We start from the raw sequence: 22,434 nt of genomic DNA, 5'->3' as shown, positions 1-22,434 counted from the left end.
AAGGCTACCTGAAACCTTACAACTCAATCCCTTTCAGCTTCGCCACGGTATTGATGTCTTTATCGCCGCGGCCGGACAGGTTGACCAGAATCACTTGGTCTTTGCCCATTTTCGGCGCGTTGGCGACTGCCCATGCGAGGGCGTGGCTGGATTCGAGCGCGGGGATAATGCCTTCAAAGCGGCACAGTAAATCAAACGCTTCCAGCGCGGCATCGTCGTTCGCCGCATGGTATTCCACACGGCCGATGTCGGCCAAATGGCTGTGTTCTGGGCCGATGCCGGGGTAATCCAAGCCTGCGGAAACGGAGTGTGTGCCCAAGACCTGGCCGTTTTCGTCCTGCATCAAATAGCTGCGGAAGCCGTGCAATACGCCGATGTGGGCTTTGCTGGTAATCGGCGCGGCGTGGTCGGGGGTGTCCACACCCAAACCACCGGCTTCCACGCCGATGAGGCGCACGTTTTCTTCGCCAATATACGGGTGAAACAGGCCGATGGCGTTCGAGCCGCCGCCGACACAGGCCACGGCAACATCAGGCTGGCGGCCGATAGCAGCCTGCATTTGTTCTTTGGCTTCGTTGCCGATAACGCATTGGAAATCGCGCACCATTTCGGGATACGGCGCGGGGCCGGCGGCGGTGCCGATGATGTAGAACGTGTCGTCCACGCGGGCGACCCATTCGCGCATGGCTTCGTTCATCGCGTCTTTCAGCGTGCGGCTGCCGCTGTCGACGCTGACCACGTTTGCGCCCAACAATTTCATGCGGAACACGTTGGGCATTTGACGCTGGATGTCGTCCGCGCCCATGTACACGTCGCAAGTCATGCCGAAGCGGGCGGCGACGGTGGCGGAAGCCACGCCGTGCTGACCCGCGCCGGTTTCGGCGATGACGCGTTTTTTGCCCATACGGCGGGCAAGTAGTGCCTGACCGATGGTGTTGTTGACCTTGTGCGCGCCGGTGTGGTTCAAGTCTTCGCGTTTCAACCAGATTTGCGCGCCGCCCAAATGCTCGGACAATCGCGCGGCATGATAAACGGGACTGGGGCGGCCGACGTAGTGTTTCAAATCGCGGTGGAACTCTTCCCAAAACGACGGGTCGTTTTTCGCTGCTTTATAGGCATCCGCCAGCTCTTGTAAGGCGGGAATCAGGGTTTCGGCAACGTACACGCCGCCGTGTTCGCCGAAAAAGCCACGCTCGTCGGGGGCTTGGTAGTTTTGCATGGTTCGTCCTTTAGTAATGGGGTAGAAAGGCTACCTGAAAATGCCAAACCCGTTTCAGGTAGCCTTCATGAATATCAAGGACTCCATTCTAACCGCTTATCCCGCGCTTTCCAAAGCCCGTTTTCTCGCCGCGCCCCATTCCGAAGCCGCAATCCCCGCCGCCACCAAGATTAAGGCCGTGAGCACATAGCCGCCCAAGCGCTCGTCTGGGAAGGCCGCCGCGCCCACCAGCGCGCCGAACACCGGCAGCAGATTCATCGTGAGCGCCGCCCGCCCCGCGCCAATCGCAATCACGCTTTCCATATAAAACAGCTTGGACAGAATCGCGATAAACACAGAAACATAAAGCAGCAGCAGCCAAGCCTGCCACGGCGGCATCCGGAAGCTTTTCTCCACTCCTTCCCACACATAAAACGGCGCACTCACCACCACCGCCGCCACACACATCGCCCACAGCAGGCTCGCCCAATGTACCTTCGGCGCAGCGCGCAGCGCCAGCGAATAGCCCGCATAAATCAAAGAAGTTACCAACGCCAGCGCATCCCCTTGCGACAAACCTGTTTCCAGCAGTGCGGCCGGATTGCCCCGGCCCACCACCCACACCACGCCCGCAAACGACAGCCCCACCCCCAGCCATTGCAGCCAATGCGCCCACGTGCGCCAAAACAGCACTTCCGCGAGCAACACCATCACTGGAATCAGCGCCGTGATAATCGATACATTCACCACCGCCGCCCCGCGCGCAAACGCGCTGTAGAGCACGATATTAAACAGCGCAAACCCGCTGCCGCCCACCAGCAACAGCCACAACGCACGCCGCTTGAGCACAGGCAGATCCTCCCGAATCCGCGCATGGAACAACCACGAAAGCAGCAAAGCCGCCAGCACCCAGCGCCAAAACGTAAACTCATAAGGCGAAAGCCAAGCCTTGCCCAGTTTGCCCGCCACATTGCTCGTGGCCCAGAACGCCGGTGCCAAAAACAGCATCACATAAGGGTGTGGCAGGCCGTTTGCCTGCCAAATACGGAAACGCATGGTTTAATCCTCTTGCAACAGCCCGCCGCTGCTAACGGAAGGCTACCTGAAAACATTTACTGCGAAAACACAGTTGCTTACGGACGAAGATTGCATGCCATGCTCAGAACGGCAGGCAACAAAAAACGCCCCGATAAATCGGAGCGCATCATCACGTTGCCGCGGCAGAATCCGCTCTGCCGCCTGCGGCCAATCAAACCGGGCAGCATCCCGCCCAAACCGGCCGCGAGTTCCCTCCGCCGGCATTAACCGGTTCAGGTGCAACGGGTATGTTCTCAGCCGCACAAGGCAGCACCCCGACTCAAGGGGGCGGATTATAGTGGAATCCCCAATCCGCTGCTATGGCATGGCGCGCCTGGCTGTATTGTTCATGCTGTCTGCGTTTGGCCGCCTTGCATCAGTACAGTGAATGAAGAATTTCACGATATGTTTTTCTGCGGCACGTTTGAGAGGGGCGGGGTTGCACGCAGCCATTTGAAGTGCCGAACCTTCCAATTTTCAGGTAGCCTCAAGCCACTTTATAAAGGCTACCTGAAAACTACACCAATCCCGCCATCTCGAAAAACGCCCGATATGCCGCTGCTTTTTTCTGCAAACTCAGCGGATATGCCCGCGAGGTGGAAGGCAGGCGGGTGAGGGTGAGATGCCGATTGGCCAAAGTGAAGGGCAATGTTTCGCCGGTTTTCGGCATTTTCGGCGCATCGGGCAGCAGGGAGAGCAGCACTTCGGTGGCCTTGCCGCCGGTGGTGCATATATGGCGGCAGCGCGGCAGCTGGGCGAGTACGGCGGGCAAATCCACGGTTTCCACCACGCGCAGGAATTTGTCGGAGGCATTGTCTTGCTCGCGCACGGCTTTGAGCACGGTGGGGCAGGAGGCGATGCCGCGCTCGTGTAGGAAGGCTTTGATTTTTTCCGCGTCAAATGCTTTTTCGCCTATTTTTTGGAAGTGCGCGGTATCGTTGAAGAACACGAGCCCGTACACGCGCCACATATCGTTGATGAAATTGGGATAGTGAAACAGCATGGCGTGCTTTTCCGCCTTGGGCGGGAAGGTGCCCATCATCATCACGGTGGCTTCGGGCGGCAGCAGGGCGGGGAATGGGTGGCTTTCGATTTCGGGCATGGCGGCAAGGCAATAATTTGGAGGGGTTCATTATAAAGCGAATAAAAGCGGGAGCCGTTCGATTTTTCCCGCCGGCTATGATAAAGTAGAACCAAGATAAAAAGTTTGTTCAACCCTTACCCACTCGAAAGCGAGAAAATAATGTTCCCAGAATATCGCGACCTCATCAGCCAGCTCAAACAATCCGACAAACGCTTTGCCCGCCTGTTTGACGAACACAATGAGCTGGACGAAAAAATCGCCAATATGGTCAAAAATCCGGTTACCGGCAATTTGGACGAAGTGGAAGTGCTGAAAAAACAGAAGCTGCATTTGAAAGACCAGCTCTATCAAATCCTGAAACAGCACGACAAAAAATAAGGCCTGATTAAAAACAGGCTAAGAAGGCTACCTGAAAGTTTGGCTTCGCAGAACTTAGCTGCGCTGCGTTTCAGGTAGCCTTTACTGCTTTAAATACGGCCGAAGCTGCCGCTTAACAAACTCTGCCGTTTCCATACAGATAAATACAAAAACTGGACATTTCCCCCACTATCGCCGAAAATGAGCATCTTGCCCGCCAGCGGCAAACTGCGTTTTCAGGCGCAATTATTCATTTCAACCGAATTTAAACTGCCTCCCAGCATGAAACCCGCCATCCTCGTTATGCACGGCCCCAACCTCAATCTTTTGGGGCGGCGCGAACCGGAAATCTACGGCCGAACCACCCTTGCCGACATCAATGCCGGCCTGCAGGCGCGCGCCGAAGCTGCCGGTTATGCCTTTGAAGCCGTGCAGAGCAATGCCGAAGCCGTGCTGATTGAGCGTGCCCAGGCGGCCATGGCCGACCATACCGCCTTCATCATCATCAACCCGGCAGCCTACACCCACACCAGCGTCGCCCTGCGCGATGCGCTCGCTGCCGCCGGCAAACCCTTTATCGAAGTCCACCTCTCCAACGTGCACGCCCGCGAGCCCTTCCGCCGCCATTCCTATTTTTCCGATTTGGCGCAGGGCGTGATTTGCGGGCTGGGTGCGCACGGCTATTCCGCCGCGCTGGATTTCGCCATTGAATACTTGCAACAAAAACAGGCCGGCTAAAGCCCGGCTCCGAATCCCTTAAAAGGACCTCTCATTATGGATTTACGCAAACTCAAAAAACTCATCGACTTGGTGGAAGAATCCGGCATTGCCGAGATTGAAGTAACCGAAGGCGAAGAAAAAGTGCGCATTACCCGCTCGCTGGCTGCTCCGCAGCCCGTGTATGCCGCCGCGCCTGCCATGGCCGCCGCTCCGGCTCCCGCCGTGGCCGCTGCCGCGCCCGTTGCAGCCGCAGGCACGCCTGCGGCTCCCGAGCGCGATTTGAGCAAAGCGCAAACCTCGCCCATGGTGGGCACTTTCTATCGCGCCCCCGGCCCGAACGCGCCGGTGTTTGTGGAAGTGGGCCAGAGCGTGAACGCCGGCGACACTTTGTGCATTATCGAAGCCATGAAGCTGATGAACGAAATCGAAGCCGAACGCAGCGGCGTGGTGAAAGAAATTCTGGTGGAAAACGGCCAGCCGGTAGAGTTTGGCGAGCCGCTGTTTATCATCGAATAATTTTTCAGGTAGCTTCCTGCTGCGGCATAAAGGCTACCTGAAAACCATAAGGCAAAGATTATGCTGAAAAAAGTCCTCATCGCCAACCGTGGCGAAATCGCCCTGCGCGTATTGCGCGCCTGCCGCGAAATGGGCATCGCCACCGTGGCCGTGCATTCCACTGCCGACAACGACAGCCTGCACGTTAAGCTGGCCGACGAATCCGTCTGCATCGGCCCCGCCCCCTCTGCGCAGAGCTATCTGCACATTCCCTCCATCATCGCCGCCGCCGAAGTAACCGGCGCCGATGCCATCCACCCCGGCTACGGCTTCCTGGCCGAAAACGACCGCTTTGCCGAGCAGGTGGAGGAATCCGGCTTCATCTTCATCGGCCCGCGTGCCGACACCATCCGCCTGATGGGCGACAAAGTGTCTGCCAAAAAAGCCATGCTCGAATCCGGCGTGCCTTGCGTGCCCGGCTCGGACGGCGCACTTCCCGACGATCCCGACGAAATCCTGCAAACTGCCGAGCGCGTGGGCTACCCCGTGATCATTAAAGCTTCCGGCGGCGGCGGCGGGCGCGGTATGCGCGTGGTGGAAAAACGCGAAGACCTGATTAAGGCCGTGGAAATGACCAAGGCTGAAGCCGAAGCCGCCTTCGGCAATCCGATGGTATATATGGAACGCTTCCTGCAACGCCCGCGCCACGTGGAAGTGCAGGTGTTGGCCGACGAGCACGGCAACGCCATTTATCTGGGCGAGCGCGACTGCTCCATGCAGCGCCGCCACCAAAAAGTGATCGAAGAAGCGCCTGCGCCCGGCATCACCGCCAAAGAGCGCGAGAAAATCGGCAAAGCCTGCGTGGCCGCCTGCAAACGCATCGGCTACCGCGGCGCCGGTACGTTTGAATTTCTGTATGAAGACGGCGAATTTTTCTTCATCGAAATGAACACCCGTGTGCAGGTGGAGCACCCCGTAACCGAGCTGATTACCGGCATCGACATCGTGCAGGAACAGCTGCGCATCGCCGCCGGGCTGCCGCTGCAATATAAGCAGAAAGACGTGGTGATCCAAGGCCATGCCTTCGAATGCCGCATCAACGCCGAAGACCCCTACAGCTTCATCCCCAGCCCGGGTTGCATCACCAGCTGCCATCTGCCCGGCGGCTTCGGCGTGCGCGTGGACAGCCACATCTACCAGGGTTACCGCATCCCGCCGAACTACGACAGCCTCATCGGCAAAATCTGCGTGTATGGCAACGATCGCGAGCAGGCCATCGCCAAAATGCGCGTTGCTCTCTCCGAGCTCACTGTGAGCGGCATCAAAACCAATGCCCCACTGCACGACGACCTGTTCCGCGACCCCGGTTTCGCCAAAGGCGGCGTGAGCATCCATTATCTGGAGCACTGGCTGGAAGAGCGTAAAGCCCAGCTGCAAGCTGAGAAGCAGACTGAAAAATAGTTTGTTGTGACCAGATGAATATAGTGGATTAAATTTAAATCAGGACAAGGCGGCGAGCCGCAGACAGTACACACGTTACGGCAAGGCGAGCCAACGCCGTACTGGTTTAAATTTAATTCACTATAAAAGGCTACCTGAAATTTTCAGGTAGCCTTTTCCTTATCCGCTTAGTGGAAGATGACGTCGTCTTCATCATCCTGAAACAGGAATTGCACGATGAAATTGTAGAAATCTCTACGCGACTTCCAGTTGTTTTTCAGCAGCACGCGGCCTTGCGGCGTATCGATGCGGGCGTGCATAAACGAGCCGGGTGATTCGATTTGCGAGAATTTGGATTGAATGCCGCGAATTTCCCGATACACCACAACGTGTTCTTTAAACAGGGTTTGCAGGATAAAGCCGTGTTCGTACAGCGTGAGGCGCGATCTGATTTGATCGGCCACATAAGTGCCGTAGCAGGCGGTAAACAGCACGTTGAATAGCCCAACATTGGCGTGGATGCCCTCGCCCATACCGGCTATATTCCAAATAAACATCAGCAGCAGGAAGATAATGGTGGCGAGGAAGGTCCAAGTGAGGGTATGCCGGAAGGTGGTGAGCTGCCGGCCTAGTTTGCGGTGGCGCATGGTGTGTGTCCATTTAAATTTATAAGAGGGCGGATTGTAATATAAACAATCAATATCTGATTGTTTTGCTTCATTTCTGCCTTTTCAGGTAGTCTGTAGGCAACAGTGGGCAGCGAATATGAATGAATACCTCCATTCCGCTTGCAGCTTGCTCAAGGCTACCTGAAACTGCTGTTGCCCTCGCGTGTTACAATAATTGCTCTTCCCCGCCGGAATCAGGTGCATACCATTTTAGCTTTGTTGAAGCGAATGCTTTCAGGTAGCCCTCCGGTATTCCACATCATTCCAAGAAAGTTACCAGCCATGAAACACATCATCCACCGCAATAGCGAGCCAAACAGCGGCAACTGGGAGCGCGACACGCTGGAAAAACTGCTGCTCGAAGCCTATCGCGAGCAGCGCCGTGCCCGTATTTGGAAGCTCATTTTCCGCCTGTTGCTCATCGCCTTTCTGGCTCTCTATTTGTTTGCCATTTTCGGCAATATAGGCAGCCTTAATCCCGCCGCTGCCGGGCCGCATACCGCCGTAATCCGCTTAGAAGGCGCGATTACCGCCGGCGAAAACCAGGCCGGCAAACTGCGCCAAGGCCTGGAAGTTGCCTATAAAAACAAACAGGTGCGCGGCATCATTATCCGTGCCAACAGCCCCGGCGGCTCGCCCGTGGTATCCGGCGTGGCCTACCGCGAAATCCGCCGCCTGCGCGCCGAGCACCCCGGAATCCCTGTGTATGTGGTGGCCGAAGATATGTGCGCCTCCGGCTGCTACTACATCGCCGCTGCTGCCGATAAAATCTATGCCGACCAATCCAGCATCGTCGGCAGCATCGGCGTGGTTGGCAGCAGCTTCGACCTCACCGGCCTGATGCACAATATGGGCATCCAGCGCCGCCAGCGCACCGCCGGCAGCAACAAAGGCATGGGCGACCCCTTTAGCCCGGAAACCCCCGAGCAAACCGCCATTTGGCAAGGCATGCTGGACGACATCCATCAGCAATTCATCAAAGCTGTGCGCGACGGGCGCGGCAAACGCCTGAACGAAGCGGATAATCCCGACCTGTTCAGCGGCCGCGTGTACACCGGCAACGAAGCGCTCAAAACCGGCCTCATCGACGGCCTGGGCGACATTTACAGCGTATCGCGCGACATCATCAAAGCCCCCGAGCTGGTGGACTACACCCCCGCCGACGACATCAGCCGCCTGTTCAGCAAAGGCGTAGGCGCCAGCGTGCGTCAAGGCTTGCAGGAAGCGGTGCAGGAACAGCCGTGGTAGGCATTTAGTTTGCTGCCTTGGTATAAAAAGGCTACCTGAAACTATTTTCAAGCAACATACGCTTTTTTACGCCCGCTACAGGCAAATACAAAAACGGCAAACGGAATCAATCCGTTTACCGTTTTTTCTCACTCCGTTGCCACTGCGTTTTGATTAACGCCTCAGCTTCGCCGAAGCTCAAGCTTGGCTGTGCCAAGGCTGAGCTTTCAGGTAGCCTTTAGGCCAGTTTGGCGGCTACGTCGCGCAGGGCGGTGCGCAGGCCTTCTTCGATTACGGGATGGTAGAAGGGCATGTCGAGCATTTGCGGCACGGTCATGTGCTGCTGGTGCGCCCAGGCGAGGAGGTGGGCGATGTGCTCCAGCGCGGGGCCGACACCTTCGGCGCCGAGGAAGCGGCCGGTTTCGCGGTCGGCATACACGCGCAGGCTGCCTTGGTTCACCAGCATCACGCGGCTGCGGCCTTGGTTGCGGAAGGATACTTGGCCGGTTACGAGCTTACTGCCATATTCTTTTTCCAGCTGGGCAAAGCGCGCACCCACGCTGATGATTTGCGGGTTGGAGAACACCACGCCGATCATGCTGCGGCGCAGGCCGTCCCGTATATCGGGGTAGCGGCCGGCGTTTTCACCGGCGATTTTGCCTTGGTCGGAAGCTTCGTGCAGCAGGGGCAGCTGGTTGGAGGCGTCGCCGGCAATGAAAATGTGCGGGATGCTGGTTTGCATGGTGCGCGGGTTGGCCACGGGCACGCCGCGTGCGTCTTTCTCGATATTGAGGTTTTCCAGCCCGATGTTGTCCACATTGGGGCGGCGGCCGATGGCGGCGAGCAGGTAGTCGGCGGTGAATACGCCGCTTTCGCCGTCTTGCGTCCATGCCACTTCCACTTGGCCTTTATCATTGAGCCGGGTTTCGGTTTGGGCGTTGAGGTGGAGCGGGATTTCCTGGCCGAAGATGGCTCTGGCGTCTTCCAGCACCACGGGATCGGAAATGCCGCCGATGAGGCCGCCCAGGCCGAACATTTCCACGCGCACACCGAGGCGGCTTAGGGCTTGGCCGAGCTCGAGGCCGATTACGCCGGTGCCGAATACGGCCACGCTCTCGGGCAGGGTGTCCCATGAAAATACGTCGTCGTTGATGACGAGGCGGTCGCCCAGCGCCTGCCATTGCGGCAGAACGATGGGGCGGGAGCCGGTGGCGATTACGATGCGTTCGGCACGGATTTGGGTGTGGTCGTCGACTTGCACGGTGTGCTCGTCGATGAATTTGGCCTGCCCCATGATGCGGCGCTCGGCGGGCCAGGCTTCTACGTCTTCCAGCACGAAGCCGACGAAGCGGTCGCGCTCGGATTTGACGCGGCTCATCACTTCTTCGCCGTTTACGCTGATGCTGGATTTGTCCAGATGCACGCCGAAGGGATCGGTGTGCAGGGCGTGGTGGCGGGCTTCCGCAGCGGCAATCAAGAGCTTGGAGGGCATACAGCCGACGCGGGCGCAGGTGGTACCGAAAACGTGGCTTTCGATGAGATAAACGTTTTCGGTGTAGAGGCGGGCATTGCGAAAGGCGCCCATGCCGGCGGTGCCGCCGCCGATAACGACAACGTCTGCGGTGAGGTGTTTCATGTCTGCTTTCCTTATGTGGGAAGACCTTTCAGGTAGCCTGTATGGCCGGCGAAGGGCTACCTGAAAAATATCGGCTGCTGCGGTGTAACAGGCTACCTGAAAGGTCTTGGGAAAAGAGCCGCCCTATTGGGGCGGCTCGCAAAGCTATCTACTGTATTGGCAACTGGATAGCTGGGAAATTAGGCGTGTTTGGCCAAGTATGCGTCCAGGTCTTCGCTGCCGCCGATGTATTTGCCGCCGATGAACACTTGCGGGGCAGTTACTTTACCGGTGATGGCGCGTACGGAAACGATGCTGGCGTCTTTACCCAACACGATTTCTTCGTAGGCCAGGCCTTTTTCCTGCAAAGCGGCTTTGGCTTTGGCGCAGAAGGGGCAGCCAGGTTTGGTGAAGATGGCGATGGATTCTTGCGGTTTCCAGTTCGGAGCCACGAATTTCAGCATGGTGTCGGCATCGGAAACTTCAAAGGGGTCGCCTTCTTTGATCGGCTCGATGAAGGCTTCCACGATTTTGCCGTCGTCCACCAGCATGGAGTAGCGCCAAGAGCGTTTGCCGAAGCCGATGTCTTCATCGCTCACTTCCATGCCCATGCCACGGGTGAATTCGCCGTTGCCGTCGGGAACCATGGTGATGTTGTGGGCTTCTTCGTCGGCTGCCCAGGCATTCATCACGAAAGTGTCGTTTACGGATACGCACAGGATGTTGTCGATGCCGTTCTCTTTAAATGCAGGAGCCAGCTCGTTGTAGCGCGGCAGGTGGCTGGAAGAGCAGGTGGGGGTGAACGCGCCGGGCAGGGCGAATACCACTACTTTTTTGCCTTTGAACAGCTCGTCGGTGGTGACGTCTTTCCAAGAATCAGCCACGCGGGTGTGGAAGGTTACGTTCGGAACTTGCTGACCAACCAATTGGTCGCGGGATTTGATGTTGATAGACATATAGAGCTCCTTATATCAGGGTGTCAGAAATAATGCGGATGAATTTGCGAGATACGGTGTATCGACAGGGCGGCATTCTAGCCGCCGCCAGGCGATTTGTATAATTTATAGTTCAAATAATATGAATTGCTTTGATCTATAAATAGCTCGCGTGCACCTCATCGGTGCGTATATACGGGAAACAACATTTGTTTTTATTAGGGCTGGCGGCAGAAATTCAATAGGCTAGGCAGAAATTTGTTGCCCAAGGCTACCTGAAACTATTTTATCTAATAAAAATCAATATATTAAAATGAAAATAGCCTTTTCCCTTGAAAAAAAAACGGCCAAACCCATTTACTGGGCAAGTTAAAGCGCCAGCAAGGCGCTGTCTGAATTCTACTAATCTCTAAGGAGCAATCCATTATGGCAAAAGTTATCGGTATCGATTTGGGTACCACCAATTCCTGTCTGGCCATTTCCGAAAACGGCCAGACTAAAGTAATCGAAAACGCCGAAGGCGCACGCACCACTCCCTCCGTTATCGCCTATCTGGACGGCGGCGAAATCCTCGTGGGCGCGCCGGCCAAACGCCAGGCCGTTACCAACGCGAAAAACACCATCTATGCGGTAAAACGCCTGATCGGCCACAAATTTGAAGATAAAGAAGTGCAGAAAGACATCGACCTGATGCCTTTCAAAATCGTGAAAGCCAAAAACGGCGACGCTTGGGTGGAAGCACAAGGCAAAGAGCTTTCTCCGCCGCAGATTTCCGCCGAAGTGCTGCGCAAAATGAAAGAAGCCGCCGAAGCCTATTTGGGCGAAAAAGTAACCGAAGCGGTGATTACCGTGCCGGCCTATTTCAACGACAGCCAGCGCCAGGCCACTAAAGACGCAGGCCGCATCGCCGGTTTGGATGTGAAACGCATCATCAACGAGCCCACCGCAGCCGCACTGGCTTTCGGTATGGACAAAGGCGCCAAAGGCGACCGCAAAATCGCCGTATACGACTTGGGCGGCGGCACATTCGATATTTCCATCATCGAAATTGCCGATTTGGACGGCGAAAAACAGTTTGAAGTGCTCTCCACCAACGGCGATACTTTCCTCGGCGGTGAAGACTTCGACCAACGCTTGATCGACTACATCATTTCCGAGTTCAAGAAAGACCAGGGCATCGACCTGAAAACCGATGTAATGGCCTTGCAGCGCCTGAAAGAAGCCGCCGAAAAAGCCAAAATCGAGCTTTCCAGCGGCCAGCAGACCGAAGTGAACCTGCCCTACATCACCATGGACGCCACCGGCCCCAAACACTTGGCCATGAAGATTACCCGCGCCAAGTTTGAAAGCCTGGTGGAAGACCTGATTGAGCGTTCTATCGTGCCCTGCCGCACCGCCATCAAAGATGCCGGCCTGAGCGTGAACGACATCGACGACGTGATTTTGGTGGGTGGCCAGAGCCGTATGCCCAAAGTTCAGGAAACCGTGAAAGAGTTCTTCGGCAAAGAACCGCGCAAAGACGTGAACCCCGACGAAGCCGTGGCCTTGGGTGCCGCCATTCAGGGCGAAGTGTTGGGCGGCGGCCGCAGCGACGTATTGCTGCTCGACGTTACCCCGTTGTCTTTGGGCATCGAAACCATGGGCGGTGTGATGACCAAACTCATCAACAAAAACACCACCATCCCCACCAAGGCTTCGCAAGTGTTCTCCACCGCCGAAGACAACCAGAGCGCCGTAACCATCCACGTGTTGCAGGGCGAACGCGAACGCGCTTCCGCCAACAAATCGCTCGGCCAATTCAACCTCGGCGACATTGCCCCCGCCCCGCGCGGCATGCCGCAGATTGAAGTAACCTTCGACATCGACGCCAACGGTATCCTGCACGTGTCTGCCAAAGACAAAGGCACCGGCAAAGCCGCCAACATCACCATCCAAGGTTCTTCCGGCTTGAGCGAGGAAGAAATCGAACGCATGGTGAAAGACGCCGAAGCCAACGCCGAAGAAGATAAAAAACTGCACGAGCTGGTGCAGAGCCGCAACCAGGCCGAAGCCTTGATTCACTCCGTGAAGAAATCGCTGGCCGACTACGGCGACAAACTCGACGCAGCCGAGAAGGAAAAAATCGAAGCCGCGCTGAAAGAAGCCGAAGAAGCCGTGAAAGGCGACGACAAAGCCGCTATCGATGCCAAAGCCGAAGAGCTGGGCAAAGCCAGCCAGAAACTGGGCGAAATGCTGTACGCCGATGCCCAGAAGCAGGCTCAGGAAGCCCAAGCCGGCCAGTCTGCCGACAGCGAGCAGCCGAAAAAAGGCGACGATGTGGTGGATGCCGAATTTGAAGAAGTGAAAGACGACAAATAAGCATCAGCCGTTTAGCGTAATGAAGGCTGCCTGAAAATTTTCAGGTAGCCTTTGTTTATAGCTAAAACATCTCGTTCTTCCTATCGCCTGATGCGTGCTGATACCGTCCACAGTTATCCGTTGATTCGGCCTCCCACCCTATTTGCGTTAAGATTGGCCGCAGGCATAGAGAAGATAAAGCAGTTTTGTTACAATAGCCGCCAATTTTCTTAGCAAGTTCATTGTATCCGTAAGAAAAACAAACAGCCGGCGGGCAGCCGCCGTTTTTATGTAATCCACATATAAATTATAAAGGGACATCATGTCTGACAAACTGATTCTGGTATTAAACTGCGGCAGCTCCTCCGTTAAAGGCGCCGTATTGGATAGCACCAACGGCGAAGTTTTGCTGAGCTGCCTGGCCGAGAAACTCAATTTGCCCGATGCACGTATCATCTTCAAAGTAAACGGCGAAAAACACACCGTGAGCCTGGCTGAGAAGCCAAACCATACCGGCGCCGTGGAAGCCCTGATGGCCGAACTCGAAGAGCGCAAGCTCGACAAACGCATTGGCGCAGTCGGCCACCGCGTGGTGCACGGCGGCGAACGTTTCAAAGAATCCTGCCTGATTGATGAGGAAGTGATCAAAGGCATTGAAGAGTGCATCATGCTCGCGCCGCTGCACAACCCTGCCCACCTGCTCGGCATCCGCGCCGCCATGAGCATTTTCAGCCACGTGCCGCACGCCGTGGTGTTCGACACCGCCTTCCACCAATCCATGCCCGAGCATGCCTACACCTACGCCGTGCCGCGCGAGCTCTACCGTAAATACGGTCTGCGCCGCTACGGCGCCCACGGCACCAGCTACCGTTTCGTGGCTGCCGAAGCCGCCCGCCTGCTCGGCCGCAGCGAAGAAGGCCTGCGCTTGGTGATTGCCCACCTCGGCAACGGCGCTTCCATTGCTGCCTCCAATAGCGGCAAGTGCCGTGATACCAGCATGGGTCTCACTCCGCTCGAAGGCTTGGTAATGGGTACCCGCAGCGGCGACATTGACGCCAACGTGTTCCCCTTCCTGCACAATAACGCCGGCCTGAATATCGAGCAGATCACCGACCTGCTGCACAAACAAAGCGGCCTGCTCGGCATTTCCGAGCTGTCCAACGACTGCCGTGAAATCGAAGAAGCCGCCGGCAAAGGCCATGAAGGCGCCAAGCTCGCGCTGGAAGTATTCGCCTACCGCCTGGCCAAATACGTTGCTTCCATGAGCGTGGCCGCAGGCGGCTTGGATGCGCTGGTGTTCACCGGCGGTATCGGCGAAAACTCCGACACTATCCGCAGCAAAACCATCGGCTACCTGGGCTTCCTCGGCCTTACCGTAGATGAAAAAGCCAACCTTGCCGCCCGTTTCGGCGAAGGCGGCATCATCAGCCAAGCCGGCAGCACACCGCTGGCCATGGTTATCCCCACCAACGAAGAGCTGATGATTGCTCAAGATACTGCCCACCTGGCCGGTATTGAATAAGCCAAGCGGCTGTTAAAGCAAAATAAAGGCTACCTGAAACTGTTTATCTTCAGTTTCAGGTAGCCTTTTGTTTGTCTGTTATTTGTATATCGGGTAAGCCTAGGGTGAGGCTACCTGAAAATTATTCCCCTGCTCAATGTGGTCGGACAGGGGAACAAGCGGCAAACCAGAGTTTGGTTTTCACTTCGTTGGGGCTGAAGTTTTCAGGTAGCCGTTTGCATTTGGAGTGATTACAGCGTTTCCACTGTGTGCTGGTCGTTGGTGTAGACGCAGATGCTGCCGGCGATTTCCAGCGCTTTTTTCACTACGGTTTCGGGCGGCAGCTCAGTGTTTTCCATCAGCGCGCGGGCGGCAGCCTGGGCGAATGAGCCGCCGCTGCCGATGGCGGCGATGCCGCCTTCCGGTTCGAGCACGTCGCCGTTGCCAGTGATGATGAGGGTGGTGTCTTTGTCGGCCACAATCAACATGGCCTCAAGGCGGCGCAGGGCGCGGTCGGTGCGCCATTCTTTGGCCAGCTCGATAGCGGATACAGTGAGCCGGCCTTGGTGTTTCTGCAATTTGGCTTCAAACAGCTCAATCAGAGTAAACGCATCGGCCGTGCCGCCGGCAAACCCGGCCAAAACGGTGTTGTTATACAGTTTGCGCACTTTGCGCGCGGTGGCTTTGATGATGGTGTTGCCCAGGCTGACTTGGCCGTCGCCGCCAATGGCGACTTGGTTGCCCCGACGTACGGAAACGATGGTGGTGCCGTCGAATTGCTGCATGGTGCTTCCTTTGTTGAAACAGTTGGGAATAGGCGGCAGATTAGGGCGGCCGCGCGAATTTCAATTTGTTTGCCGGCCAGCAAGCTGGAGGCTACCTGAAAACCAAACTGCCGCAAACAGCAGGGCAGCTCCAGTCCCTAGATTATATGCAGGGTGGGAGCATAAAAACGCTCAATACAACAATACCATACCAAACCAAGTACGCAAAAATAGGATAAAGGCAAACCAATAATAAAGCCTGTTTCCGGGTAGAAGGCTGCCCGCCTGCAGTTCGAACATCCCGAAAGATAAAAAATTGCCACAGCCATCCAACTAAAGCAGCCACCACGAACATAGCCGTCATCTCTACAAAACGGTACATTACCGCTGCGTCCACTTCCCCACGGCACGATTGGGTGACCCGATAGGCATTGGACAGCCAAAAGTATAAAACCAGCCCAAACCCCATAATCAGCCACACAGGCATCAGCTGTGCAGGCGAAATACTGATTTTTTTGCCCATAGTACGCCCCATACGAAATAAATAAGCAAAATTATATACCTACAAAAATATAGAGGCTACCTGAAAACCAAACTGCCCCATTTCCCCCGTTTGCGCCGCCCAACCGTTTATAAGATAATGGCAGCGTTTTATGCGGCTGGCACAGCCGCCCGATTTTCCCAACCAAATAACTGAAACCAAAAGGGATAACTATGTCCTTCCTCAAGCTCACCGAACAAAATGTGCGCGGCAAAACCGTGCTGATCCGTGCCGACCTGAACGTGCCGATTAAAGACGGCAAAATCGGCGACGACACCCGCATCCGCGCTTCGCTCGCCTCCGTGCGCTACTGCCTGGAAAACGGCGCCGCCGTTATCCTGATGAGCCACCTCGGTCGTCCCACCGAGGGCGAATTCAAGCCCGAAGACGACCTCGCGCCCGTGGCCGCGCATCTGGGCAGCCTGCTCGGCCTCACCGTGCCCGTGAGCAGCGATTGGCAGCAAAATCCGCCGCGCCCGCAGCCTGGCGAAGTGGTGATGCTGCAAAACGTGCGCGTGAACAAAGGCGAGAAGAAAAACAATGCTGAGCTCGGCCGGGCCTACGCCGCGTTGTGCGATATTTATGTGAACGATGCCTTCGGCACCGCGCACCGCGCCGAAGCCTCGCTGGTGGCCGTGGCCGAAGCCGCACCCGCTGCCTGCGCCGGCATTTTGCTGGCTGCCGAATTGGACGCACTGGGTAAGGCACTGAAAAACCCCGCCCGCCCGCTGGTGGCGATTGTGGCCGGCAGCAAAGTGTCCACCAAGCTCACCATTCTCAACAGCCTGGCCGACAAAGTGGATCAGCTGATCGTGGGCGGTGGCATCGCCAACACCTTCCTGCTCGCCGCCGGGCAGCCCATCGGCAACTCGCTGGCCGAGGCCGATTTGGCTGCCGAAGCCCGCGCCGTGGCTGAAAAAATGGCAGCCAAAGGCGGCGCCGTGCCGCTGCCGCAAGACGTGGTGTGCGCCAAAGCCTTTGCCGCCGATGCCGCTGCCGAAACCAAAGCCGTGGCCGACGTGGCCGCAGACGACATGATTCTCGACATCGGCCCGCAATCCGCCGCCTCGCTCGCCGCGCTGCTGCGCGAAGCCGGTACGATTGTGTGGAACGGCCCGGTGGGCGTGTTTGAGTTCGACCGTTTCGCCGAAGGCACGCGCGTGATGGCCGAAGCCATCGCTGAGAGCCGCGCCTTCTCCATCGCCGGCGGCGGCGATACCCTGGCCGCCATTGCCAAATTCGGCATCGCCGACAAAATCAGCTACATCTCTACCGGCGGCGGCGCGTTCTTGGAGTTCCTGGAAGGCAAACAACTGCCCGGCGTGGCCGTGCTGGAAAAACGTGCGGCGGGCTGATACGGCCGGTGTTGAATGAATAGAAAAAGGCTACCTGAAAGTTCCAGGTAGCCTTTGTGGTATCAGATTCCGTGTGGGTAACCAGTGCCACGTACCGAGCTGATTATGCCGCACTTATTTCCCTTAATCTGGCCAGATTCTGATTAATGGCATCACGAACAACGGACGGATTCAACACACCTGTCGCGCCCAGTGCCAGCACGTGCAAGTATTCTGTCAGCAAGTTAACGCGCCAGAAATATTCTTTTTCCACTCCGTCGTCAATATATCGGTCTAACTCTTCTTGTGCATTTTTCACCGATTCGCCATCCAGAATTTTTTGTATCCATTCCTGATGTTCGTCATCGTCATGCCATTTCGATTTCACGTCTTCACGCAGCATTCGGGTGATTTCTTGTTTGACGCTTTCGTCGTGGGTTAAGAAGAATTTCAAACAATAACAGGGTTCGATAAATGTCCATAAGTTGAAATTTCCGTTGAATTTCAGCTTGGTTAAAGCATCTAAGCAGATTTCCGTTTCTTGAATGCGGTTGGTGCAAAACAGGCTGAATAGCAGGTGGTAGGCCTTTTCCAAGTCGGCTTTGTTGGTTGGGCTGAATTTTTTGCTCAACGCCGTCGCTTTTTTCATCTGGGCCGGGGATAAATTATCTGAAAGCAGTAAATCGGAAAACATCAGGTTCGCCTCTCCGTCATTCAAAATTTCTTCAGCTTGATTTTCACTTAGGCAGCAAATATGCCTGTTTCATTTCCAGATAAGCTCAAAGGCTACCTGAAAACCATCATCTCTGTTTTTCAGGTAGCCTTTTTTGGTTTTACAACTTCAACACCCATTTGCGGTAGGCAAACTCGCCGCCCATCAGGATGCCCATTAAGATGTAGGCGATGATGCCGGTGTAGAGTGCCCACCAGCGGTATTGTTCGAGCAACACGAGCAGGGCGGCGAGGCTGCCGTTGAGGGCGAAAAAACCGCACCAGATTTGGGTAACGCGGCGGGTGTAGGCCACGCCTTCGGGCGGCAGGTCGGGGTGTTGCAGGCGGGCGAGGCGTTCGATCAGGCTTTGTTTTTGCGTGAGACTGAGGCCGAACAGCAATAGCAGCAGGCCGTTTACCCACACGGGATACCAATACATGCTGCCGGGCCGCTTTAACAGGAGGATGGCGGCGAAGAAGGCGGCCACGAGGAGGGAAACGCGCCGCTGGCCGGGGTCGCGCTGCATGGCGGCGCGGGCGAGCCAGAGCAGGAGCATGAAACCGGCCAGCGGATAAAACCAGCCCTGCTCGCGGCCGTAATACCAGAGCAGGGGGTAGAGTACGCTCAAGATGCCGAGCAGGATTTTGGCAGCGGTTTTCACGCTTCGGGCTTGGCTTCTTGGTAGAGCTTGGATACGGCGGCCACGATGTCGTCGATGGTGCGGACGTTGCGGAAGTCGTCGGCTTGGAGTTTGTAGCCGGTTTGGCGTTTGATTTGGTCGAGCAGGTCGATGGCGTCGATGCTGTCGATTTCGAGGTCTTCGTAGAGGTTGGTGCTGCCGGTTACGTTGCTGGTGTCGATTTCAAACATGTTTTCCAGTATGTCGAACAGGAAGGCACGGATTTCGGTTTCGGTCATGGGTGTTCCTTATAATGATGGGTGGCGGCCGGGCAGGAATGCCCGGCCTATGTTTCAGGTAGCCTTGAGCAAACTGCTTTGGCTAGCCGCGTTGTTTCTGCACGAAAGCGGCCAGTGTGGACACATTGGCGAAGCTGTCGCGCAATTCCTGGCTTTCGCCGTCGAGCTGGAAGCCGAAGTGTTTTTGCACGGCCAGGCCGAGTTCGAGTGCGTCTACGGAATCGAGGCCGAGACCGCTGTCGCCGAACAGTGCTTCTTCGTCGCTGATGTCGGCGGGCGTGAGGTCTTCCAGGCCGAGGCTGTCGATAATCAGTTGTTTGATTTCTTGTTTCAAATCAGTCATGTTTTTGGCTTCTTTCATTGAAGTATTGTTGCAGGTGGTCGTTAAGGCGGCGGGCGGCAATGGGCAGGGGGTGCTTGTTTAACCAATCCTGCGGGTTGATGTCGTCGCCCACAATAAAGCGGTAGGCCGGTTTTTGCAGCGGAATTTTGTACCACGGCTGGCCTTTTTTGAAGTTCGGCGGCTGCATTTTGATCACCACGGGGGTGATGACCTGCGCGCTTCTGAGGCCGATGGATACTGCGCCGCGATGAAATTTCACCACGCCGTCCCAGCCGGTGCGCGTGCCTTCGGGGAATACCAGCAGGCATTGCTGCTGTAAAACTTGGTGCACGGCTTCCACAAAATCCAAATCTTCCTGATTGGGCAGGTAGCCGCAGGCGCGGATTTGCCCGGCCATGGCCGGATTACGCTGCAGATCGGCTTTCACGATGCAGTTGGCTTCGGGCACGCGGCCGAGCAGGAACACCACATCGAGTAGCGAAGGATGGTTGGCCAAAATCAGCTGGCCGGGGCGGCCGAGCCGCTCGAAGCCTTCAAATTCCGCGCTCAAAATGCCCGAGCGCATCAAATAATAGCTAAACCACAGCCAAGTACGCGTAACCACGTGGCGCGCCTGCTTTTGCTGCGCCAAAGTGGGCGATGGGCGGCATAGCCAGGGCAGCAGCACGATTTGCAGCAGCACGCCGAACACGCCGAAAAACACGAAGCCCAGCCCAGTGGCCAGCAATCGCCACAGGCGGTTTAAACGGGCGCTCAAGGGATAAGCCGCTGCCATTGCCAAGCCTTGTCTGCATAACGGTTTATCCACTGGCGGCTGCCTGAGTGCTGTTGCCGCAGCCATTCGAGCGCGCCCCAATAGCCGCAGTTTACCGTGCCGCCGGCATCGGGCGCGGCGGGGGAGATCTCCCATTCTTCGCCGGCGGTAAGCAGCAGCGCCAGCGCGTGGGCAAAGGGCGCGCGTTCGGCCGGTTCGGCAGGATATTGCGCCTGCAAGGGTTCGTCCACCACCAGCGCCAACACGCGCTCCGCCCCATCGGCCAGCAGGCCGGCGGCTTCGAGTACGGCGCTTTCCAAACCGCTCTGCCGAACGGAAAGCGCGGTGTATTCGCTCATGTCGCCACGCAGCATCGACCACTGCCCGGCCAGGGCGTTGTGCACGGAAAGGCCGAAGGAAGTGGGGGAAACTTCGTTGTCGCGCAACAGCGTTGCCCATAAGTCGAAGCTGCGGTTGATTTCGCCGTCATGCGAGGCGAGCACCAGCGGGCAGGATTCGCCTTCCGCCAACAGCGGATGCGCCGCCGCAAACAGCAGCCGCGCCGAGAGGCCGAGCCGCCGCCGTTGCATGGCGGGCAGAAAATCCACCTTTGGCGGCGTGTCGGGCAAATCGGCGGCGTTTAAGCGGCCGGATGCCCACGCGGCCCAGTCTTCGCCTGTGTGCAGGCGGATGGAGGCGGCGTGCCAGCTTTGGATGGAAAAGCGGAGGCGGAAATCGGCGGTCATGGTTTAACTTCGTTGAGGCTGCGTTTTAACTACGTTGAAGCTGCGCTTTCAGGTAGCCTTTTTTAAAAAACAGGCAGCCGGTTAAGAGCGCTTAAGGTGGCGCATTATAACAAGAATGCAGCACTCGGGCATCTGGCCGGCGGGAGGCAAAATGTGGGGGGCGGTTCTGCGAAAAGAAAAGTTTCAGGTAGCCTTCATTTCTGAAGTTTTTGTATTGTTTGCCGAGAGTTTGAGGCTACCTGAAAGCACAGTTAAAGCGCCTAAACAAAACGATAAAGCAGCTGCGTTTCCACCGTTTGCCACTTACCGAAGCTGTGCCATATCCATTCTGCTGCCACTTCCTGCGGCCACACTACGCCGCACAGCCAAGCTCCGTCCAACAGGAACACTGCGCCCTGCCAAAACCGGCCGGCCGCGTAGAGCCGCCAGCTGTCCCCGTTTGGTCGCAATCCGGTTTGCGGCATCTCCGCCAGCCCTTGCCCCGTGGCCTTGAGCAAGGCTTCTTTCAGCGCCCACAACGCATAATAATCGGCCAATTCGGCATGCTGTTGCAGCCAGCGCGCTTCGTCTGCATGCAGCACCCAATCCGGCCAGGCATCGAAACGGCGCGGGCGCAGCCGCTCCAAATCCACGCCCACGGGAAAATCGGCAGACAGCACCGCCAGCACGGCATGATCGCCGCTATGGCTGAGGCTGCCCGAATAATTCGGGCTACCTGAAAACCCGTCGGCCGCCGCCTGCTGCTTGAGAAAACGGCTCACCTGCCAGCCGGTTTGCGCCGCACGGGCAGGGTGGCGCACAAGGTGGGCGCGGTCGGCCGCATCCAGCAGCTCGGCATGGTAGTGCTCGGCGCAGTCGGGCGCGGCCAAATAGAGGCGGAGGGGGTGTGGCGGAGGCAGGCGGGTAGGCATAGGCAAGTTTTTTTAATATACTTTAAACTCTGTGAAATCGCGGCTGCTTGGCCGTGAATTTTTGGTTTCCAACCCAGCTTAAAAAGGGAGCAAATATGAAATCTCGCAAAATCATGCTGGCGGCTGCGATTGTAGCCGCTTTCGGCCTCGCCGGCTGCCAAAACAACCGTGCGCCGGACAACTCAGGCAATCAAGGCAGCCGCAGCGAAGCCCGCCGCGATAGCGGCCGCAACAGCGCCCATGCCACCGCCCAAACCACCGGCCGCGTGTGCCGCCTGCTGCAGGATGACGACCCCAACCGCGGCGGCCGCAAAGTAGTGTACCGCTGCTCCGGCCGTGCCGTGATGGCTTCCGACGAAGCCAAGCGACTGCTCAACCCCAGCGTGCCGGTGAGCTTCGGCGGCAGCGGCCGCGTGATTCAGGCCAATTTGACCACCCGTCAGGCAGCCAATGCTTCCAACCAATCCGACGAAGCTGCTTGCGAACGCGCCTTTATCAACGCCGCCCATAAATTCCAGGAAACCGCTCAAGCCCGTGGCGGCAGCCGCGTGAGCAACTTCCACAGCTACTACAACCGCCAAGTGTTGCGCGGCGGCCAGTATGACTGCGAAGTGGGCACGTTCCACGCCCGCGTGGTAATGCGCGGCGACATCGCCCGCTAAGCCGGTTGCGGCATAAAGGCTACCTGAAAACCCGATTGGCGGTTTTCAGGTAGCCTTTTTGTTTTCTATAGTGGATTAACAAAAATCAGGACAAG

Annotated in this window: 24 protein-coding genes and 1 riboswitch; of the genes, 9 read left to right on the top strand and 15 right to left on the bottom strand. The window is 56.9% G+C overall.

Annotated features, from left to right (window positions below):
• Positions 1-16: 16 nt before the first annotated feature.
• From trpB to HMPREF2796_RS01365, 3 genes are all read right to left on the bottom strand, one after another.
• Complete coding sequence (gene trpB / locus HMPREF2796_RS01375) at positions 17-1,219, bottom strand: tryptophan synthase subunit beta (RefSeq protein ID WP_070630353.1); 1,203 nt, start codon at positions 1,217-1,219, stop codon at positions 17-19.
• A 96-nt stretch (positions 1,220-1,315) separates the two neighbouring features.
• Entirely contained in the window at positions 1,316-2,254 is a 939-nt protein-coding gene (locus HMPREF2796_RS01370; protein WP_070630351.1) for a DMT family transporter, read from the bottom strand.
• 214 nt (positions 2,255-2,468) lie between these two features.
• Positions 2,469-2,563: riboswitch (TPP riboswitch) on the bottom strand.
• Positions 2,564-2,792: 229 nt separating this feature from the next.
• Complete coding sequence (locus HMPREF2796_RS01365) at positions 2,793-3,377, bottom strand: DNA glycosylase (protein WP_070630349.1); 585 nt, start codon at positions 3,375-3,377, stop codon at positions 2,793-2,795.
• A 141-nt stretch (positions 3,378-3,518) separates the two neighbouring features.
• Here HMPREF2796_RS01365 and HMPREF2796_RS01360 point away from each other — a divergent pair, with 141 nt between their 5' ends.
• From HMPREF2796_RS01360 to accC, 4 genes are all read left to right on the top strand, one after another.
• On the top strand, positions 3,519-3,737 hold the full coding sequence (locus HMPREF2796_RS01360; protein WP_003824558.1) for an HP1242/YdcH family protein: 219 nt from the start codon (positions 3,519-3,521) through the stop codon (positions 3,735-3,737).
• 261 nt (positions 3,738-3,998) lie between these two features.
• On the top strand, positions 3,999-4,454 hold the full coding sequence (gene aroQ, locus HMPREF2796_RS01355) for a type II 3-dehydroquinate dehydratase (protein WP_070630660.1): 456 nt from the start codon (positions 3,999-4,001) through the stop codon (positions 4,452-4,454).
• Between the two features lie 36 nt (positions 4,455-4,490).
• A complete protein-coding gene (gene accB / locus HMPREF2796_RS01350) occupies positions 4,491-4,952 on the top strand; it encodes an acetyl-CoA carboxylase biotin carboxyl carrier protein (protein WP_070630347.1) in 462 nt (153 codons plus the stop codon).
• Between the two features lie 60 nt (positions 4,953-5,012).
• Positions 5,013-6,392 carry an acetyl-CoA carboxylase biotin carboxylase subunit gene (accC, locus tag HMPREF2796_RS01345; protein WP_070630345.1) on the top strand — a complete coding sequence of 460 codons (1,380 nt, stop codon included), beginning with the start codon at positions 5,013-5,015 and terminating at the stop codon, positions 6,390-6,392.
• A 167-nt stretch (positions 6,393-6,559) separates the two neighbouring features.
• Here accC and HMPREF2796_RS01340 read toward each other — a convergent pair whose 3' ends face one another.
• The gene (locus tag HMPREF2796_RS01340) at positions 6,560-7,018 is read right to left on the bottom strand and encodes a DUF6585 family protein (protein ID WP_070630343.1); all 459 of its coding nucleotides are present in this window, start codon (positions 7,016-7,018) and stop codon (positions 6,560-6,562) included.
• A gap of 303 nt (positions 7,019-7,321) precedes the next feature.
• Between HMPREF2796_RS01340 and HMPREF2796_RS01335 the strand changes: the two genes are divergently transcribed.
• Positions 7,322-8,287 carry a S49 family peptidase gene (locus tag HMPREF2796_RS01335; RefSeq protein ID WP_070630341.1) on the top strand — a complete coding sequence of 322 codons (966 nt, stop codon included), beginning with the start codon at positions 7,322-7,324 and terminating at the stop codon, positions 8,285-8,287.
• 217 nt (positions 8,288-8,504) lie between these two features.
• Here the strand turns inward: HMPREF2796_RS01335 and HMPREF2796_RS01330 are convergent, their stop codons facing one another.
• The gene (locus tag HMPREF2796_RS01330; protein WP_070630339.1) at positions 8,505-9,902 is read right to left on the bottom strand and encodes a dihydrolipoyl dehydrogenase; all 1,398 of its coding nucleotides are present in this window, start codon (positions 9,900-9,902) and stop codon (positions 8,505-8,507) included.
• 179 nt (positions 9,903-10,081) lie between these two features.
• Positions 10,082-10,837: a glutathione peroxidase gene (locus HMPREF2796_RS01325; RefSeq protein WP_070630337.1), complete on the bottom strand. Its 756-nt coding sequence runs from the start codon at positions 10,835-10,837 to the stop codon at positions 10,082-10,084.
• A gap of 405 nt (positions 10,838-11,242) precedes the next feature.
• Here HMPREF2796_RS01325 and dnaK point away from each other — a divergent pair, with 405 nt between their 5' ends.
• Both dnaK and HMPREF2796_RS01315 read left to right on the top strand, forming a co-directional pair.
• Positions 11,243-13,174, top strand: coding sequence for a molecular chaperone DnaK (gene dnaK, locus HMPREF2796_RS01320; RefSeq protein WP_023887540.1), 1,932 nt, complete (start codon positions 11,243-11,245; stop codon positions 13,172-13,174).
• 301 nt (positions 13,175-13,475) lie between these two features.
• Entirely contained in the window at positions 13,476-14,675 is a 1,200-nt protein-coding gene (locus tag HMPREF2796_RS01315) for an acetate kinase (RefSeq protein ID WP_070630335.1), read from the top strand.
• A 230-nt stretch (positions 14,676-14,905) separates the two neighbouring features.
• Here the strand turns inward: HMPREF2796_RS01315 and hslV are convergent, their stop codons facing one another.
• Positions 14,906-15,439 (bottom strand): ATP-dependent protease subunit HslV, encoded by a 534-nt coding sequence (hslV, locus tag HMPREF2796_RS01310; protein WP_070630333.1) that lies wholly within the window; start codon positions 15,437-15,439, stop codon positions 14,906-14,908.
• A 142-nt stretch (positions 15,440-15,581) separates the two neighbouring features.
• Positions 15,582-15,941, bottom strand: coding sequence for a hypothetical protein (locus tag HMPREF2796_RS01305; RefSeq protein WP_141749125.1), 360 nt, complete (start codon positions 15,939-15,941; stop codon positions 15,582-15,584).
• A 191-nt stretch (positions 15,942-16,132) separates the two neighbouring features.
• On the opposite strand from HMPREF2796_RS01305, the gene HMPREF2796_RS01300 reads away from it, so the two are divergent.
• A complete protein-coding gene (locus tag HMPREF2796_RS01300) occupies positions 16,133-17,314 on the top strand; it encodes a phosphoglycerate kinase (RefSeq protein ID WP_070630329.1) in 1,182 nt (393 codons plus the stop codon).
• Positions 17,315-17,417: 103 nt separating this feature from the next.
• Here HMPREF2796_RS01300 and HMPREF2796_RS01295 read toward each other — a convergent pair whose 3' ends face one another.
• The 7 genes from HMPREF2796_RS01295 to HMPREF2796_RS01265 form a co-directional block, all read right to left on the bottom strand.
• Positions 17,418-17,987: a DUF6707 family protein gene (locus HMPREF2796_RS01295; RefSeq protein WP_070630326.1), complete on the bottom strand. Its 570-nt coding sequence runs from the start codon at positions 17,985-17,987 to the stop codon at positions 17,418-17,420.
• Between the two features lie 139 nt (positions 17,988-18,126).
• Positions 18,127-18,666 (bottom strand): COG4648 family protein, encoded by a 540-nt coding sequence (locus HMPREF2796_RS01290; protein ID WP_067439868.1) that lies wholly within the window; start codon positions 18,664-18,666, stop codon positions 18,127-18,129.
• Positions 18,663-18,923, bottom strand: coding sequence for an acyl carrier protein (locus HMPREF2796_RS01285; protein ID WP_064083727.1), 261 nt, complete (start codon positions 18,921-18,923; stop codon positions 18,663-18,665). Before HMPREF2796_RS01285 ends, HMPREF2796_RS01290 begins: the two co-directional genes overlap by 4 nt.
• 82 nt (positions 18,924-19,005) lie before the next feature.
• Entirely contained in the window at positions 19,006-19,266 is a 261-nt protein-coding gene (locus tag HMPREF2796_RS01280) for a phosphopantetheine-binding protein (RefSeq protein ID WP_070630324.1), read from the bottom strand.
• A complete protein-coding gene (locus HMPREF2796_RS01275; protein ID WP_070630323.1) occupies positions 19,259-20,041 on the bottom strand; it encodes a lysophospholipid acyltransferase family protein in 783 nt (260 codons plus the stop codon). Before HMPREF2796_RS01275 ends, HMPREF2796_RS01280 begins: the two co-directional genes overlap by 8 nt.
• Positions 20,020-20,766 carry a beta-ketoacyl synthase chain length factor gene (locus tag HMPREF2796_RS01270; protein WP_070630319.1) on the bottom strand — a complete coding sequence of 249 codons (747 nt, stop codon included), beginning with the start codon at positions 20,764-20,766 and terminating at the stop codon, positions 20,020-20,022. The genes HMPREF2796_RS01275 and HMPREF2796_RS01270 overlap by 22 nt, the downstream gene beginning before the upstream one ends.
• 260 nt (positions 20,767-21,026) lie before the next feature.
• Positions 21,027-21,677, bottom strand: coding sequence for a 4'-phosphopantetheinyl transferase family protein (locus HMPREF2796_RS01265; RefSeq protein WP_070630317.1), 651 nt, complete (start codon positions 21,675-21,677; stop codon positions 21,027-21,029).
• A 95-nt stretch (positions 21,678-21,772) separates the two neighbouring features.
• Here HMPREF2796_RS01265 and HMPREF2796_RS01260 point away from each other — a divergent pair, with 95 nt between their 5' ends.
• Positions 21,773-22,339, top strand: a complete 567-nt coding sequence (locus HMPREF2796_RS01260) for a hypothetical protein (RefSeq protein ID WP_070630315.1) — start codon at positions 21,773-21,775, stop codon at positions 22,337-22,339.
• The last annotated feature ends 95 nt before the right edge of the window (positions 22,340-22,434 follow it).

Origin of the sequence: Eikenella sp. HMSC071B05 (genome assembly GCF_001811325.1) — a bacterium.
Lineage (GTDB): Bacteria > Pseudomonadota > Gammaproteobacteria > Burkholderiales > Neisseriaceae > Eikenella > Eikenella corrodens.
The sequence above is the reverse complement of the archived record's forward strand: the minus strand, read 5'-3'. Positions and strand labels throughout refer to the sequence as shown.

Bases quoted from the DNA above. Each gene is read 5' to 3' on its own strand.
- trpB (WP_070630353.1), bottom strand. From the start codon at position 1,219: ATGCAAAACTACCAAGCCCCCGACGAGCGTGGCTTTTTCGGCGAACAC.
- HMPREF2796_RS01370 (WP_070630351.1), bottom strand. From the start codon at position 2,254: ATGCGTTTCCGTATTTGGCAGGCAAACGGCCTGCCACACCCTTATGTG.
- HMPREF2796_RS01365 (WP_070630349.1), bottom strand. From the start codon at position 3,377: ATGCCCGAAATCGAAAGCCACCCATTCCCCGCCCTGCTGCCGCCCGAA.
- HMPREF2796_RS01360 (WP_003824558.1), top strand. From the start codon at position 3,519: ATGTTCCCAGAATATCGCGACCTCATCAGCCAGCTCAAACAATCCGAC.
- aroQ (WP_070630660.1), top strand. From the start codon at position 3,999: ATGAAACCCGCCATCCTCGTTATGCACGGCCCCAACCTCAATCTTTTG.
- accB (WP_070630347.1), top strand. From the start codon at position 4,491: ATGGATTTACGCAAACTCAAAAAACTCATCGACTTGGTGGAAGAATCC.
- accC (WP_070630345.1), top strand. From the start codon at position 5,013: ATGCTGAAAAAAGTCCTCATCGCCAACCGTGGCGAAATCGCCCTGCGC.
- HMPREF2796_RS01340 (WP_070630343.1), bottom strand. From the start codon at position 7,018: ATGCGCCACCGCAAACTAGGCCGGCAGCTCACCACCTTCCGGCATACC.
- HMPREF2796_RS01335 (WP_070630341.1), top strand. From the start codon at position 7,322: ATGAAACACATCATCCACCGCAATAGCGAGCCAAACAGCGGCAACTGG.
- HMPREF2796_RS01330 (WP_070630339.1), bottom strand. From the start codon at position 9,902: ATGAAACACCTCACCGCAGACGTTGTCGTTATCGGCGGCGGCACCGCC.
- HMPREF2796_RS01325 (WP_070630337.1), bottom strand. From the start codon at position 10,837: ATGTCTATCAACATCAAATCCCGCGACCAATTGGTTGGTCAGCAAGTT.
- dnaK (WP_023887540.1), top strand. From the start codon at position 11,243: ATGGCAAAAGTTATCGGTATCGATTTGGGTACCACCAATTCCTGTCTG.
- HMPREF2796_RS01315 (WP_070630335.1), top strand. From the start codon at position 13,476: ATGTCTGACAAACTGATTCTGGTATTAAACTGCGGCAGCTCCTCCGTT.
- hslV (WP_070630333.1), bottom strand. From the start codon at position 15,439: ATGCAGCAATTCGACGGCACCACCATCGTTTCCGTACGTCGGGGCAAC.
- HMPREF2796_RS01305 (WP_141749125.1), bottom strand. From the start codon at position 15,941: ATGGGCAAAAAAATCAGTATTTCGCCTGCACAGCTGATGCCTGTGTGG.
- HMPREF2796_RS01300 (WP_070630329.1), top strand. From the start codon at position 16,133: ATGTCCTTCCTCAAGCTCACCGAACAAAATGTGCGCGGCAAAACCGTG.
- HMPREF2796_RS01295 (WP_070630326.1), bottom strand. From the start codon at position 17,987: ATGTTTTCCGATTTACTGCTTTCAGATAATTTATCCCCGGCCCAGATG.
- HMPREF2796_RS01285 (WP_064083727.1), bottom strand. From the start codon at position 18,923: ATGACCGAAACCGAAATCCGTGCCTTCCTGTTCGACATACTGGAAAAC.
- HMPREF2796_RS01280 (WP_070630324.1), bottom strand. From the start codon at position 19,266: ATGACTGATTTGAAACAAGAAATCAAACAACTGATTATCGACAGCCTC.
- HMPREF2796_RS01275 (WP_070630323.1), bottom strand. From the start codon at position 20,041: ATGGCAGCGGCTTATCCCTTGAGCGCCCGTTTAAACCGCCTGTGGCGA.
- HMPREF2796_RS01270 (WP_070630319.1), bottom strand. From the start codon at position 20,766: ATGACCGCCGATTTCCGCCTCCGCTTTTCCATCCAAAGCTGGCACGCC.
- HMPREF2796_RS01265 (WP_070630317.1), bottom strand. From the start codon at position 21,677: ATGCCTACCCGCCTGCCTCCGCCACACCCCCTCCGCCTCTATTTGGCC.
- HMPREF2796_RS01260 (WP_070630315.1), top strand. From the start codon at position 21,773: ATGAAATCTCGCAAAATCATGCTGGCGGCTGCGATTGTAGCCGCTTTC.